Consider the following 14658-nt stretch of genomic DNA (forward strand, 5'->3'; position numbering starts at 1 on the left):
ATGCTGGCACAACCCGAGCAGCGGATCGGGGAGCCGATTGGTTACACGGCGAGTCGCGACGGGCGTGTAATCGATCCGCGGTGTCGTCCGCTCTCTGGTGTGCCCGTCCGACCGACGACCGTCGAGGAGTACGACGATGCCCACCCTGCGAACCCCCCGCCGCGCCGCCTGCGCGGTCGCCCTGCTCACCGGTGCCGGCACGCTCTGGGCGGTGACCTCCGCCGGGCCCCTCGCCCCCACCGCCCAGGCGGCCGACGAGACGCCGACGTGCCACGGCCTGGCCGCGACCATCGTGGGCACCGACGGCCCGGACGACCTGGCCGGGACACCGGGCGACGACGTCGTCTTCCTCGGCGCCGGCAACGACACCTTCGACGGCCTCGGCGGCAACGACACCCTCTGCGGCGGCGACGGCGACGACACGCTGCTCGGCGGGGCCGGACGCGACTGGCTCGACGGCGGCTCCGGTGACGACACCCTCGACGGCGGCGCCGACCGCGACGTCCTGCTCGGCCGGGACGGCAGCGACCGGATCGTCGTCACCGACGGCGCCGACGTGGTCAGCGCCGCCAGCGGCGACGACACCATCATCAGCAGCTCCCCGACGGCCGAGATCACCGCAGGCTCCGGTGACGACATCGCCAAGGTCAGCTTCCTGACCACCACCTTGCGCATGAGCTCCGGCGACGACACCGTCGTCCTCGACCGCACCTCCGGCCGGATCCAGGGCGGCGCGGGCGACGACGTGTTCCTCGTGGGCGCCGAGCGCAGCGCCCCCGAGGGTGTCACCGACCTCAACACCACCGCCACCTCCACCATCAGCGGCGGCTCCGGCTCCGACGCGCTGAGCTTCCGGACGCTGAGCGTCCCGGTCCGCGTCGACGCCGAGCCCCGCTCGGCGACGTGGGACAAGGGCGCCCTCACCTTCGGCCTCCTCGAGGCCTACTTCGGCGGCGAGGCCGCGGACGTGATCCTCGGCGGAGCCCGCAACGAGACCCTGCGCGGCTTCGGCGGCGACGACGTCCTCCGCGGCCGCGCGGGCAACGACGTGATCGGCGGCGGCGCGGGCGTGGACATCGCCTACGGCGGCACCGGCCGCGACCGCTGCTCCGCCGAGGTCACGCAGAGCTGCTGACGCCGCGTCCCCGCGGGTCGTGAACCCGCGGGGAGCCGCCGGTCCCGGGCCCACCGCCCCCCCGGACGTGCCGGGGAGACCGCGCCATCGTGGTCTTCCCCACCCGTGGCGACACGGTCTCCCCGGCACACTCACCAGCGCACCCACCGCCACCTACCACGTCGTCCCCGAGCGCCGGCGCGGGGGCCTCGCCACGGTTTGACCGTCGTGCACAGAGGTGGGACTCTTGGAGACGGCCCACTCCCACCCGGAGCTCCGGGCCCAACCCCTCGAAGCGGAAGGCTCACCTACATGGCCAAGGCGCTGATCGGCCACCTGAACAGCGACCTCCGCGACCCCCGCCTGGCTGTCGAGAACGCTCGACTCCGCAACCGGGTCGCCGAGCTGGAGTCCCTCGTGCTGCGGCTGTCCGAGGAGAACGACAAGCTGATGTCGGCGCGTGCCGCCGAGCTGCTCGCCGACGGCTCGGAGATGCAGCCCGCCTGAGCCTCCCGGCGCGACCCGCGCCGACCTGGCCGACGCAGGCAACCCGCGGGGGTAGCCTGAGCGCGCCGACCTTCCCCCGCAGCGCCTCGCGACCGTGTCGACCTGACAGGATCGCTGCTGTGTCCGGCGCACCACGTGTGCGACGTACGAGCAGACCAGACGACGCCGGGGAGACACCGTGTACCTGAAGAGCCTGACCCTCAAGGGGTTCAAGTCCTTCGCCTCCGCCACGACCCTGCAGCTCGAGCCCGGCATCACCTGCATCGTCGGACCCAACGGCTCCGGCAAGTCCAACGTCGTCGACGCCCTCGCCTGGGTGATGGGCGAGGCCAGCGCCAAGAGCCTGCGCGGCGGCAAGATGGACGACGTCATCTTCGCCGGCACCGCCGACCGGCCCCCGCTGGGGCGGGCCGAGGTCGTGTTGACCATCGACAACTCCGACGGCGCGCTGCCGATCGACTACGCCGAGGTCACCATCAGCCGGACGATGTTCCGCACCGGCGGCTCGGAGTACGCGATCAACGGCACCACCTGCCGGTTGCTCGACGTCCAGGAGCTGCTCAGCGACTCCGGCATCGGCCGGGAGATGCACGTCATCGTCGGCCAGGGCCAGCTCGACCAGATCCTGCACGCGACGCCGGAGGACCGTCGCGGGTTCATCGAGGAGGCCGCCGGCGTCCTCAAGCACCGCAAGCGCAAGGAGAAGGCGCTGCGCAAGCTCGACTCCACCGAGGGCAACCTCAACCGGCTCAACGACCTGCTCGCCGAGATCCGCCGCCAGCTCAAGCCGCTGGGCCGTCAGGCAGAGGTGGCCCGGCGCGCCGCGACCGTGCAGGCCGACGTCCGCGACGCGAAGGCCCGCCTCCTCGCCGACGACCTCGTCACCGCCACCACCGCGCTCGAGCAGGAGCTGGCCGACGAGAGCGTGCTGCTGGCCCGGCGCGAGGAGGTCGAGGCCGCCCTCGCCGCCGCCCGCGAGCAGGAGTCCGCCCTCGAGGCGGCACTGCGCGAGGACCTGCCGGCACTGTCCGCGGCCCAGGAGACGCTCTCGGCTCTCGGTGCGCTGCGCGAGCGGTTCCGCGGCACCCGCAGCCTGGCTGCCGAGCGGGTGCGCAACGCCGCGGGCGTGGAGGTCGAGGGCGAGCTCGACGGCTCCGCGCGCGACCCCGACGAGCTGGACGCCGAGGCCGCCCGGCTCGCCGAGCAGGAGGCCGAGATCGTCGCCCTGGTCGCTGACCAGCAGCGCGCCCTGGAGGAGGCCCTCGCACGGCGTCGCGCCGCCGAGGAGGCCGCCGCCGCCGAGGAGCGGCGCGTCGCCGGGCTGCTCCGCGCCGCCGCCGACCGGCGCGAAGGGCTCGCCCGGCTGCACGGGCAGGTCAACACGCTGCGCTCGCGGGCCAACGCCGCCGCCGAGGAGATCGGCCGCCTCGGCACCGCCCGCGACGACGCCGTCGCCCGCGCCGAGCGTGCCCAGCGCGACTTCACCGCCCTGGAGACCAAGGTGGCCGGGCTCGACGCCGGCGAGGAAGGCCTCGACGCCGAGCACGAGGCAGCGGTCGCCGCGCTCGACGACCTCGACGATCGGCTCACCAAGCTGCGCGCCGAGGCGGCACAGGCCGACCAGGACCGGGCCGGGCTGAGCGCCCGCAAGGAGGCCCTCGAGCTCGGCCTGTCCCGCAAGGACGGCGCCGGGGCGCTGCTCGCCGCGAGCGACCGGATCTCGGGGCTGCTCGGCTCCGTGGCGGCGCTGGTCAGCGTCCGCTCCGGCTACGAGGCCGCCGTCGCCGCGGCGCTGGGCGCGGCCGCCGATGCCGTCGCCGTCAACGACCCCGACACCGCGGTGGCCGCCATCGACCACCTCAAGGCCGACGACCTCGGTCGCGCAGGCCTGCTGCTCGGCGGGGGAGCGGCCGAGGACGTCGGCTCCTGGCCCGTGCTGCCGCCCGGGACGTCGTACGCCGCGACGGTGCTGGAGTGCCCCGAGCACATCCGGCCCGCCGTGGACCGGCTGCTGCGCAAGGTCGCGGTCGTCGACGACCTGCCCGCCGCCCGAGCGCTGGTCGCCGAGGCGTCCGACGTGGTCGCGGTGACCCGCGACGGCGACCTGCTCGGCGCCCACTTCGCCGCCGGCGGCTCCAACGCCACCCAGAGCCTGATCGAGATCCAGGCCGCCGTCGACGAGGCGACCGAGGCGCTGGCCGAGGCGGTCGCCTCCGCCGAACGCCTCGCCTTCGACCTGTCCCGGCTGGAGACCGAGCGGGCGCAGGCCCAGCAGCGCGTCGACGTCGCCCTCGCCCGCCTGCACGAGTCGGATGCCACCCTCGCCGCGGTGGCCGAGGAGCTCGGCCAGCACGGCTCGCTGGCCCGTGCAGCACGCGCCGAGGCCGAGCGGCTCACCGAGGCCATCGCCCAGGCGGAGAGCTCCCGTGAGCAGGCCCTGGTCGGTCTCGCCGAGCTCGAGCAGCGGCTCGCCGCCGCCGAGCAGGACTCCGAGGAGGACCCCGACACCACCGAGCAGGAGCGGCTGGTCGAGGAGACCCGCGCCGCCCGGCAGGCCGAGATGGACGCCCGGCTGGCGCTGCGCACCTCCGAGGAGCGCGCCCGCGCCCTGCACGGCCGGGTCGAGCAGATCCGGCGCACCGCGGCGGCCGAGCGCCAGGCCCGCGCTCGTGCCGCCGAGCGCCGTGAGCGGCTGATCGCCGAGGGGCGCACCGGCGCCGCGGTCGAGGCCGCCGCCGGCCAGGTGCTGGCGCGGCTCGAGGTCTCGGTCGAGGCCGCCGCCGAGCGCCGGCGCGAGGTGGAGGACTCCCGGCGCGGCCGTGAGCAGCAGCTGCTCGGTGTGCGGCAGACGCTGCGTGAGCTCGGCGCCGAGCATGCCGAGCTCGTCAGCTCGGTGCACCGCGACGAGATGGCGCGCGCGGCGCAGCGGATGCGGATCGAGCAGTTGGAGGCCAAGGCGCTCGAGGAGCTCGGGCTGGAGCCCGCCGCGCTGGTCGCCGACTACGGGCCGGACCAGCCGGTGCCGGTGCTGCAGGCGCCCACCCAGGCCGGCCGTGACGACCCCGCCGACCCAGATGACGCCGACGACCCCGAGGCCGACGAGCCGCGGACCGTGCCCTACGTCCGCGAGGAGCAGGCCAAGCGGCTGCGCTCGGCCGAACGCGCGCTCGCCCAGCTCGGCCGGGTCAACCCGCTGGCGCTGGAGGAGTTCACCGCGATGGAGGAGCGCCACCAGTTCCTCTCCGAGCAGCTGGAGGACCTGCGGGCGACCCGCAAGGACCTGCTCGACATCGTCAAGGACGTCGACGTCCGCGTCGAGCAGGTCTTCACCGAGGCCTACGCCGACGTCACCAAGGCCTTCGACGCCACCTTCGCCCGGCTCTTCCCTGGCGGCGAGGGTCGACTCGTGCTCACCGACCCCTCCGACATGCTCACCACCGGCGTCGAGGTCGAGGCCCGCCCGCCGGGCAAGAAGGTCAAGCGGCTCTCGCTGCTCTCCGGCGGCGAGCGGTCCCTGGTCGCCGTCGCGTTCCTGGTGGCGCTGTTCAAGGCCCGCCCCTCGCCCTTCTACATCCTCGACGAGGTGGAGGCCGCGCTGGACGACACCAACCTCGGCAGGCTGCTGGAGATCTACGAGGAGCTGCGGGAGAGCTCCCAGCTGCTCGTGATCACCCACCAGAAGCGGACCATGGAGGTCGGCGACGCCCTGTACGGCGTCACGATGCGCGGCGACGGTGTCTCGACGGTGATCAGCCAGCGGCTGCGGCAGGATGAGCCGGCATGAGTGCCCCTGAGGGAAGCCGACCTGATCGCAGCCGACCGGACCGTTCGTCGTACCGGCACTGGCGCACGGCGACCACGCGGTGGTCCGACGACGACGTCTACGGCCACCTCAACAACGCGCGCTACTTCGACCTGATCGACACCGCCGTCAACGTCCACCTCGCCGAGGCGACGGGCACCGACATCCGCCGGCTGCCCGCGATCGGCGTGGTCGCGGAGGTGTCGTGCCGCTACTTCGCCGAGATGGGCTACCCGCGTCCGATCGAGATGGGGCTCGCGGTCGAGCGGCTCGGCACCTCCTCGGTGATCTACCGGGTCGGGCTGTTCCAGGGGGACCCCGACGCCGAGGGTGCGCTGGCCAGCGCCGAGGGCCGCTTCGTGCACGTGTACGTCGACAACAGCGCCCCCGACCGGCCGGTCACCGCGGTGCCCGAGGCGATCCGGAGCGCCGTCGCACCGCTGCTGCTCGACTGAGCGGCGCGTCGTCGGCGTCCTTCGGCCGCCGGTCCTGCGATCCCATCCCCTTAGCAGGGGAGAGCCACGCGTCGGTCCCGGGGGTGCGGTCGCGCTCCTCGGGGTCGAGGGGCACCATGGAGGGCAAGGACCGATCCCTGCTCGGAGGAGTCGAACTTGTTGGTCGTCACTGTCGCCGTCGTCGTCACCCTCCTGGTCGCCGGTCTCGTCGTGGTCTACGTCGCCTACCCGCACCGGGGGGAGCAGGTTCCTGGCCTCCCGTGGCTGGGCAAGGCCATGCAGCGGGCTGCCGGCGCCGCTCCCGTCATCGAGGACGACGAGCGGGACCTGATCCGGCTGCGTTGAGCTGCTGACGCGCCGAGCCTCGGGCTCGGCGCGGGTCCGTCACGCCTGCCGACGTACCCGCCGGTCACCGCCGCCAGGCGGCGGTGATTGGATGGCGACATGGAGTGGCTCTACCTCGTCATCGGCATCGCCGTCCTCGGCGTCATCGCGCTCGTCGGCCTCGTCACCACCCGGGTCCGAGGCAGCAAGCGGGACCTGCCCGGTGCGTCCACCGACGTGCTGGCTCCGCCGCGCCCGCAGCAGACGCCACCGGCTCCCGCGGACACCACCGAGGCTCCCGAGGCCCCGGTCGAGACGCCGGTCGAGCCGGCCGCGCCGACGCTGGACCGGCCCGAGAAGGCGTCCTCGCGCCTGGTGCGCCTGCGCCAGCGGCTCGCGGGCTCGAACGCGCTGGGCCGTGGGCTGCTCGGCCTGCTGAGCCGGGACAAGCTGGACGAGGACACCTGGGAGGCCATCGAGGACCTCCTCATCGGCGCCGACATCGGGGTCGGTCCGACCCAGGAGCTGGTGGAGCGGCTGCGCGAGCGCCTGCGGGTCGAGGGCGGTGCCGCCGACGCGCGCGCCGTGCTCCGTGAGGAGCTGATCGCCCTCGTCGACCCGACGATGGACCGCAGCCTGCAGGTCTCCGGCGCCGACGGCGCACCGGGCGTCGTCCTCGTGGTCGGCGTCAACGGCACCGGCAAGACCACCACGGTCGGCAAGATCGCCCGGATCCTCGTCGCCGACGAGCGCAGCGTGCTGCTGGCCGCTGCGGACACCTTCCGGGCCGCGGCCGCCGAGCAGCTCAGCACGTGGGGCGAGCGCGTCGGCGTCGAGGTCGTGCGCGGGCCCGAGGGCGGTGACCCGGCGAGCGTCGCCTTCGACGCCGTCCGCACCGGTATCGAGGACGGCGTCGACACCGTCGTGGTCGACACCGCCGGCCGGCTGCAGAACAAGCAGGGGCTGATGGACGAGCTCGGCAAGGTGAAGCGGGTGCTGGAGAAGCAGCTCCCGGTCACCGAGGTGCTCCTCGTCCTCGACGCCACCACCGGCCAGAACGGGCTGATCCAGGCCAAGGTGTTCGCCGAGGTGGTCGACGTGACCGGCATCGTGCTCACCAAGCTCGACGGCTCCGCCAAGGGCGGCATCGTGGTCGCCGTCCAGCGTCAGCTGGGCGTCCCGGTCAAGCTCGTCGGTCTCGGGGAGGGCCCCGACGACCTGGCGCCGTTCGACGCCGCCGCCTTCGTGGACGCCCTGCTGAGCTGATCTCAGCGCACGGCTGCGAGCACCTCGGGGTCCTCGCAGGCGCGCGCGAAGGCGCGGATCCGTGCCTCGATCTCGCGGCCCAGCAGCCACGTGCCGATCCGATCCGCGACCGGGCTCAACCACGCCGGACGGGTCGTGAACGTGTACTTCCACCGTGCCCGGGTGCCGCCCTCGACGGCCTCGAAGCGCCAGCCGCCGCCGAACGAGGCGAAGAACCAGGGGCCGCGGACCATCGTCATCCCGACCGAGGTCGGGGGCCGGTAGGAGACGTACTCACTGTCCATCCGGGGGCCCAGTCGAGCCCAGGTGCGGGTGCGCACCCCCTTGGCCGGGGCCGTCGCGGCGTCCAGCAGCTCCTGACGGCGGATGAAGGGGTCCCACCGACGTCGTAGCTCTCCGGTCGTCTGGGAGACGGCGAAGGCGAGGTCGGGGTCCACGGGCACGAAGGTCTCGGCGGCGACGCGGGGCACGCCCTCATCGAAGCAGGCGACTCCAGAGCACGACCCGGGCCACGCCCGAGTGCGTCATCTTTCCGTAACGCGATCGGCGAACTCGTTACGTGTGCGTAACCCGAGCCCGGACCCGTCGAAATCAACGGGGAGCAATGTTCCGGCCATGGAAAACGGCTACTACACCTGGATGTTGGTGTCGGCCTCGCTGGTGCTGCTGATGACCGCGCCCGGCCTGGCGCTCTTCTACGGCGGGATGAGCCGGACCAAGTCCGTCCTCAACATGATGATGATGTCGTTCAGCGCCCTCGCGGTGATCGGGATCGTCTACGCGCTGTGGGGCTGGTCCATGTCCTACAGCTCGGTCTTCGCGGATGCTGACGGAGCGAGGGGCAACGAGGTCGGCAGCCTCTTCGCCGACCCGTTCGCCCAGTTCGGCCTGGGGAACACCGACCCGGCCAACTACGTGTTCGTCGCCTTCCAGCTCACGTTCGCGGTGATCACCGCAGCCCTGATCAGCGGCGCCGTCGCCGACCGGATGAAGTTCTCCGCCTGGCTGGTGTTCCTGCCGATCTGGGCCACCCTGTCCTACTTCCCGCTGGCCCACATGGTCTGGGGCGGGGGCTTCCTCAGCGGCGTCGAGGGCGGCCTGGCCGACCTGATGTTCGCCGGCGACGGCGTGGCCCGCTTCGCGCCGATCGACTACGCCGGCGGCACCGTCGTGCACATCAACGCCGGCGTCGCCGGTCTCGTCCTCGCGCTGCTGCTCGGCAAGCGCATCGGCTTCGGCAAGGAGCCGATGAAGCCGCACAACCTCACGCTCACGATGATCGGTGCCGGCCTGCTGTGGTTCGGCTGGTTCGGCTTCAACGTCGGCTCGATCGTCAACCTCGACGACTACACCACCGAGACCGGTCTGGTCTGGCTCAACACCACGCTGGCCACCTGCGCCGCGATGCTGGGCTGGCTGCTGGTCGAGAAGCTGCGCGACGGCAAGTGCACCTCGCTGGGTGCCGCCTCCGGCGTGGTGGCGGGTCTGGTCGCCATCACCCCGGCCTGCGGCAACCTCGTCCCCTGGAGCGCGATGGTCCTCGGCGTCGTCGCCGGTGCGCTGTGCGCGCTGGCGGTCGGCCTGAAGTACCGGTTCGGCTACGACGACTCGCTCGACGTCGTGGGGGTGCACCTGGTCGGTGGCCTCGTCGGCACCATCGGTGTCGGCTTCCTCGCCGCCAACGAGGGCGGCCTGTTCACCGGCGGCGGAGCCGAGCAGCTGGCGGTCCAGACCGCCGTCGCGGTGTTCGCGATGGTCTGGTCCGGCCTCGCCACCCTGGTCGTCGGGTTTGGCCTCAAGGCGACGATGGGCATCAGGCTCGCCGAGGAGGATGAGGTCGAGGGCATCGACTTCATCGAGCACGGCGAGTCCGCCTACGACCTCGGCGCCGGCGGGGGAGCCCGTCGCGCCTCCGTCCTCAACACGTCCACCGCATCGGAGGTAAGCGCATGAAGCTGGTCACCGCAGTCATCAAGCCGCACAAGTGGGAGGACGTCCGCGAGGCGCTCGAGACCTTCGGCGTCACCGGGATGACCGTCAGCGAGGTCAGCGGCTACGGCCGCCAGAAGGGCCACACCGAGGTCTACCGGGGCGCGGAGTACGACATCGCGCTGGTGCCGAAGATCCGGATCGAGATCGTCGTCGACGACGCGGACACCGAGGACGTCGTGGGGATCATCACGAAGACCGCGCACACGGGACGCATCGGCGACGGCAAGGTCTGGGTGAGCCCGGTCGAGACCGTCGTCCGGGTCCGCACGGGGGACAAGGACGCCGAGGCGCTCTGAGCAGCCGGCGGCCACCCGGCCGCCGGCCCCGCCGGCGCCCTCGGCCGCACCGACCCAGCGATGTGGACGCGACTGAGCCGGACGGAGCCTGGACCACCGTATGACCGCTGCTGACCGCGCCGAGCGCACCACCGCCGCCGACGCGCTGTGTGCCCGCGCCCTCGAAGAGGCGGGGGCTCCCGAGGCCGGGGTGGCGCTCGTCGCCGTCGGCGGCTACGGCCGCCGGGAGCTGGCGCCGTTCTCCGACCTCGACGTGGTCCTCGTCGCCGACGAGGGGTACGACGACACCGAGCTGGCCGCGCTCGCGGGCCGGGTCTGGTACCCGCTGTGGGACTCGGGCTGGAAGCTCGACCACGCCGTGCGTACCAGCGCGGAGATGCTCACCGCCGCGGAGAAGGACCTGCGCGTCGCGGCGGGGCTGCTCGACATGCGGCACGTCGCGGGTGACACCAACCTTGCGCTGCGGACCCGCACGACGCTGCTCGCACAGTGGCGCCGGCAGGCCCGGCGTCGCCTGCCCGAGCTGCGCGAGCTGGTCGTCGGACGGCACCGCACCGTCGGGGAGCTGGCGCACCTCTCCGTGCCGGACCTCAAGGAGGCCGCCGGAGGGCTGCGCGACGCCACGGTGCTGCGCGGCCTCGCGGCCACCTGGCTGGTCGACGTGCCCGCCGCGGACCTCGAGCGCTGCCGCAACCAGCTGCTGGACGTGCGCGACGTGCTGCACGAGGTCGCCGGCCGCGGCACCGACCGCATCGCCCCCGAGCACTGGGAGCCCCTGGCCGAGAGGCTGGGCCTTCCCGGCGAGCTCGAGGCACAGCGTCACGTCCGCGAGCTGGGCCGGCGCGTCACCCACCTCTCGCGCCTGGCATGGCGCCGGGCCGACGACGTGCTCCGCCGTTCGCCCGCGAACCGGCCGCGCCGACCCGAGCTGGTGCCGCTCGCGCCCGGGGTGGCCGCCGCCCGGGACGAGGTCGTGCTCGAGCGGCGCGCCCGCCCGGCGAGCGATCCGGTGCTGCTGCTGCGGGCCGCCGCCGAGGCCGCGACCCGCGACCTGGTGCTGGCCCCGGCCACCGCCGCCCGGCTCGTGCGGGAGTGCCCGGCGTTGCCCGAGCCGTGGCCGCAGGAGGCGCGGCAGCAGATGGTGCGGCTGCTCGCCTCCGGACCGGGCCTGCTGCCGGTGTGGGAGACCCTGGACGAGACCGGGGCGCTGGAGCGGGTGCTGCCGGAGTGGGAGCGGATCCGCCTGCTGCCGCACGCCTCGCCGATCCACCGGTTCACCGTCGACCGGCACGTGGTGGAGACCTGCATCGAGGCCGCGGCGTTGATCCGTGAGGTGTCGCGTCCCGACGTGCTGGTCGTCGCGGCGCTGCTGCACGACATCGGCAAGGGCGGGTTGACCGAGCACAGCGTGGCGGGTGCCCCGATCGCCCGCGAGGTGGCACGGCGCATGGGATTCGGCCCCGAAGAGGTCGAGCTCATCGCGACGCTGGTGCGCTGGCACCTGCTCCTGGCCGACGTGGCCACCACCCGCGACCCGGACGACCCGGCGACGATCGAGGCGCTCACCCAGCACGTGAGCACCCCCGAGGCGCTCGACCTGCTCGCCGCGCTGACCGAGGCCGACGCCAAGGCGGCCTCCACCAAGGCCTGGACGTCATGGCGGGCCGGCCTGGTGCTGGACCTGGCTCGGCGGGCACGCGCCTCCCTGCTGCAGGGCGCCGTGCCGCCCCCGCTCGGCGGCGAGGAGATCGAGGTGCCGCCCGCCGCGCTCGCCGGAGAGCTCGCGGTCGAGGTCGAGCGGGTGCCCGACGGCTCCCGGGTCACCGTCGTGGCCCCTGACCGCATCGGCCTGCTGGCAGGCGTCGCCGCGGCGTTCGCGCTGCGCAGGGTCTCGGTGCGGGCCGCCCGGGTCTGGTCGCAGGGCGAGCACGGCGTCTCGGTCTGGGACGTCGCCGACGACCACCTCGACCCCCGCGCGCTGCGCGACCAGCTCGAGGCGATCGGTGCCGGCCGCGTCGACCCGGCGACCCGGCTCGCGCCCCGGGAGCGGCCGGCCGACCAGCTCGCCCCCACGGTGGTCGTGCGGCCCGAGGCCAGTGACCAGGCCACGGTCATCGAGGTCCGGGCTGCGGACCGGCTCGGGGTGGTCTACCAGGTCACCGCCGCCCTCGCCGCGCTGGAGATGACCGTGCGCTCCGCCCACATCTCCACCCTCGGCCCCCAAGCGGTGGACGTCTTCTACGTGCAGGAGGCGCACGCCGGCGCACTCGCGGAGACCCGGGCCGCGCAGGCGGCACACGCCGTCCGCGCGGCGATCAGCGAGCGCACCTGACCCCTGCCGATACCCCTGCCGATACCCCGGCCGCGACCGCTGCCGCGGCTCAGCAGCAACGCGACTGCGGGGCGTGCTCGCGGGCGTCGGCGCGGTGGCGCTCCCAGGCCCGGCGCGACATCGGCTCGCTGCCCTCGGCGGCGCAGCGGGCGACGTACTCGTCCCACCGCGCCTCGCCGGTGAACTCGCGCAGGTACCAGCGCAGCCCGGCCGCCCACCGTCGGGGCGTCGTCCAGCGCTCGGGTCGGGCGGTTTGCATCGTCATCGCACGCCCTCCGTGCGGCGCGAGGCCTCCCACTCGGCCATCGCCGCCTTCTCGTCGGCGGTGGCGAAGAAGTCGGACGGAGCCACGATCTGCGACGGCGTGTGCGGCACCTCGGTGGTGGGCAGGCCGCCGGCGCGCAGGGCGCGCACCCACACGACCATCGCGTTCGCGACGACCACGATGACGAGGAGGGCGAAGACCAGCTGCAGCACCCCGTTGGTGGTCGAGTTCGTGACCACCTGGTCCATCTGGCCGGCGTCGCTCGCCGGCGCCAGCAGCTCCCCGGCGTCACGGGCCTCGCGGTAGCGGTCGGCCTGGGCGAAGTAGCCGATCGCAGGGTCGTCGGAGAAGACCTTCTGCCAGCTCGCGGTCATCGTGACCACCAGGTCCCACACCAGCGGCACCAGGGGCACCCACACCCACTTCGCACGACCGTGCTTGAGCATCAGGGTCACGCACAGGCACAGTGCGATCGCCGCCAGCAGCTGGTTGGAGATGCCGAACAGCGGGAACAGCTGGTTGATCCCGCCGAGGGGGTCGGTGACCCCGACGTAGAGCATGTAGCCCCACGCGGCGACCACCACCGCGCTCGCCGACCAGGCGGCCGGACGCCACGAGGTGTCGCCGAAGCGCTTCCAGAAGTTGCCGATCGTGTCCTGCAGCATGAACCGGCCCACGCGGGTGCCGGCGTCGACGGCGGTGAGGATGAACAACGCCTCGAACATGATCGCGAAGTGGTACCAGAACGCGGAGAGGCCACCGCCGAAGGCGTCGCTGAAGATCAAGGAGATGCCGAGCGCCAGCGTGGGCGCCCCGCCGGTGCGGGAGACCAGGGACGGTTCCTCGACCGCCGCGGCGGCCTGGGTCAGCGCGTCGGGGGAGATGGTGAACCCGAGCCCGGCGACGAACTCCGCCGCCGAGGCCGCCGTACCGCCGGTGGCGCCGGCGGGGCTGTTCATCGCGAAGTAGAGGCCCTGGTCGATCACGCACGCCGCGATCAGCGCGCTGATCGCGACGAACGACTCCATCAGCATGCCGCCGTAGCCGATCATCCGGACCTGGCTCTCCTTGGCGATCATCTTCGGCGTCGTGCCGGAGGAGATCAGGGCGTGGAAGCCGGACAGCGCGCCGCAGGCGATCGTGATGAAGACGAACGGGAAGACCTTGCCGGAGAAGACGGGGCCGTCGCCGTCGAGCGCGAAGCTCGTGACGGGCTCGGCCTGCAGGGCCGGCTGGGCGAGCAGCAGGCCGACGGCGAGCAGCACGATGACGCCCACCTTCATGAACGTCGACAGGTAGTCGCGCGGGGTCAGCAGCAGCCACACCGGCAGCACCGAGGCGATGAACCCGTAGACCACCAGGCAGATCACGAGGGTCTCGTGGGACAGCGTCAGCGACTCGCCCAGGGCGGTGTCGTCGATCCAGCCGCCGGCGATGATGGCGAGCAGCAGCAGGACGACACCGATCCCGGTCGCTTCCAGCACCCGCCCCGGGCGCAGGAAGCGCAGGTAGCAGCCCATGAACAGGGCGATCGGGATGCTGAGCCCGATCGAGAAGACGCCCCACGGCGACTCGGCCAGCGCGTTGACCACGACGAGGGCCAGCACCGCGAGGATGATGATCATGATCGCGAACACCGCGATCAGCGCGGCCGTGCCGCCGACGACGCCGATCTCGTCGCGCACCATCTGGCCCAGGCTGCGGCCGTCGCGGCGCATCGAGAAGAACAGCACCATCATGTCCTGCACGGCGCCGGCCAGGATGACGCCGACGATGATCCAGATCGTGCCGGGCAGGTAGCCCATCTGCGCGGCGAGCACCGGCCCGACGAGCGGCCCGGCCCCGGCGATGGCGGCGAAGTGGTGTCCGAAGAGGACCCGCCGGTCGGTAACGTCGAAGTCCTGGCCGTTCTCCAGCCGCTCGGCCGGCGTCGCCCGGGTGTCGTCGACCTCGAGCACCTTGCGGGCGATGAAGCGGGCGTAGAACCGGTAGGCGATGGCGTACGACGACAGCGCCGCGAACAGGATCCACAGCGCGGAGACCTCCTCGCCGCGCGAAAGAGCCAGGACCGTCCAGCAGACCGCGCCGACGAGCGCCACCGCCGTCCAGGTCACGATCGAGGCCGGCGACGGCCGGCGCCGTCCGGACCCGCCGGAGGCGGGTGCGGGGCCGGAGCCGGGAGCAGGTGTGGTGGTCGCCATGAGGATCCTCCTTGACCCCGCGAGCCGCGCCTGTTCGGCCGCGACCCGAGCACGTGCACCGCATGCTGACCACGGTGCGGTACCCGGCCGAGGGGACCGCAGAC

The 14658-nt window shown here is 73.3% G+C and carries 12 protein-coding genes; 9 read left to right on the forward strand and 3 right to left on the reverse strand.

Annotated elements, in window-relative coordinates; translation table 11 throughout:
* The first annotated feature begins 136 nt into the window (after positions 1-136).
* The 6 genes from KG111_RS05240 to ftsY all read left to right on the forward strand — a co-directional run bounded on the left by KG111_RS05240 (position 137) and on the right by ftsY (position 7468).
* Positions 137-1135, forward strand: coding sequence for a calcium-binding protein (locus KG111_RS05240; RefSeq protein WP_205291739.1), 999 nt, complete (start codon positions 137-139; stop codon positions 1133-1135).
* A 291-nt stretch (positions 1136-1426) separates the two neighbouring features.
* Positions 1427-1621, forward strand: coding sequence for a hypothetical protein (locus KG111_RS05245; protein ID WP_205291738.1), 195 nt, complete (start codon positions 1427-1429; stop codon positions 1619-1621).
* 178 nt (positions 1622-1799) lie between these two features.
* Complete coding sequence (smc, locus tag KG111_RS05250) at positions 1800-5405, forward strand: chromosome segregation protein SMC (protein ID WP_205291737.1); 3606 nt, start codon at positions 1800-1802, stop codon at positions 5403-5405.
* Positions 5402-5878 (forward strand): acyl-CoA thioesterase, encoded by a 477-nt coding sequence (locus tag KG111_RS05255; protein ID WP_205291736.1) that lies wholly within the window; start codon positions 5402-5404, stop codon positions 5876-5878. The genes smc and KG111_RS05255 overlap by 4 nt, the downstream gene beginning before the upstream one ends.
* Positions 5879-6034: 156 nt before the next feature.
* Positions 6035-6223, forward strand: coding sequence for a hypothetical protein (locus KG111_RS05260; protein ID WP_205291735.1), 189 nt, complete (start codon positions 6035-6037; stop codon positions 6221-6223).
* 99 nt (positions 6224-6322) lie between these two features.
* Positions 6323-7468 carry a signal recognition particle-docking protein FtsY gene (gene ftsY / locus KG111_RS05265; RefSeq protein ID WP_205291734.1) on the forward strand — a complete coding sequence of 382 codons (1146 nt, stop codon included), beginning with the start codon at positions 6323-6325 and terminating at the stop codon, positions 7466-7468.
* Positions 7469-7470: 2 nt separating this feature from the next.
* On the opposite strand, the gene KG111_RS05270 is transcribed toward ftsY, so the two are convergent.
* Positions 7471-7938, reverse strand: coding sequence for an SRPBCC family protein (locus KG111_RS05270; protein ID WP_205291733.1), 468 nt, complete (start codon positions 7936-7938; stop codon positions 7471-7473).
* A 145-nt stretch (positions 7939-8083) separates the two neighbouring features.
* On the opposite strand from KG111_RS05270, the gene KG111_RS05275 reads away from it, so the two are divergent.
* The 3 genes from KG111_RS05275 to KG111_RS05285 all read left to right on the forward strand — a co-directional run bounded on the left by KG111_RS05275 (position 8084) and on the right by KG111_RS05285 (position 12088).
* Entirely contained in the window at positions 8084-9421 is a 1338-nt protein-coding gene (locus tag KG111_RS05275) for an ammonium transporter (RefSeq protein ID WP_205291732.1), read from the forward strand.
* Positions 9418-9756 (forward strand): P-II family nitrogen regulator, encoded by a 339-nt coding sequence (locus KG111_RS05280; RefSeq protein WP_205291731.1) that lies wholly within the window; start codon positions 9418-9420, stop codon positions 9754-9756. The genes KG111_RS05275 and KG111_RS05280 overlap by 4 nt, the downstream gene beginning before the upstream one ends.
* Positions 9757-9856: 100 nt before the next feature.
* Positions 9857-12088 carry a [protein-PII] uridylyltransferase gene (locus KG111_RS05285; RefSeq protein WP_205291730.1) on the forward strand — a complete coding sequence of 744 codons (2232 nt, stop codon included), beginning with the start codon at positions 9857-9859 and terminating at the stop codon, positions 12086-12088.
* 49 nt (positions 12089-12137) lie between these two features.
* On the opposite strand, the gene KG111_RS05290 is transcribed toward KG111_RS05285, so the two are convergent.
* Positions 12138-12353: a YbdD/YjiX family protein gene (locus KG111_RS05290; RefSeq protein WP_205291729.1), complete on the reverse strand. Its 216-nt coding sequence runs from the start codon at positions 12351-12353 to the stop codon at positions 12138-12140.
* On the reverse strand, positions 12350-14554 hold the full coding sequence (locus KG111_RS05295) for a carbon starvation CstA family protein (protein ID WP_205291728.1): 2205 nt from the start codon (positions 14552-14554) through the stop codon (positions 12350-12352). Before KG111_RS05295 ends, KG111_RS05290 begins: the two co-directional genes overlap by 4 nt.
* Positions 14555-14658 lie beyond the last annotated feature (104 nt).

Source organism: Nocardioides faecalis, assembly GCF_018388425.1.
GTDB classification, from domain to species: Bacteria; Actinomycetota; Actinomycetes; order Propionibacteriales; family Nocardioidaceae; genus Nocardioides; species Nocardioides faecalis.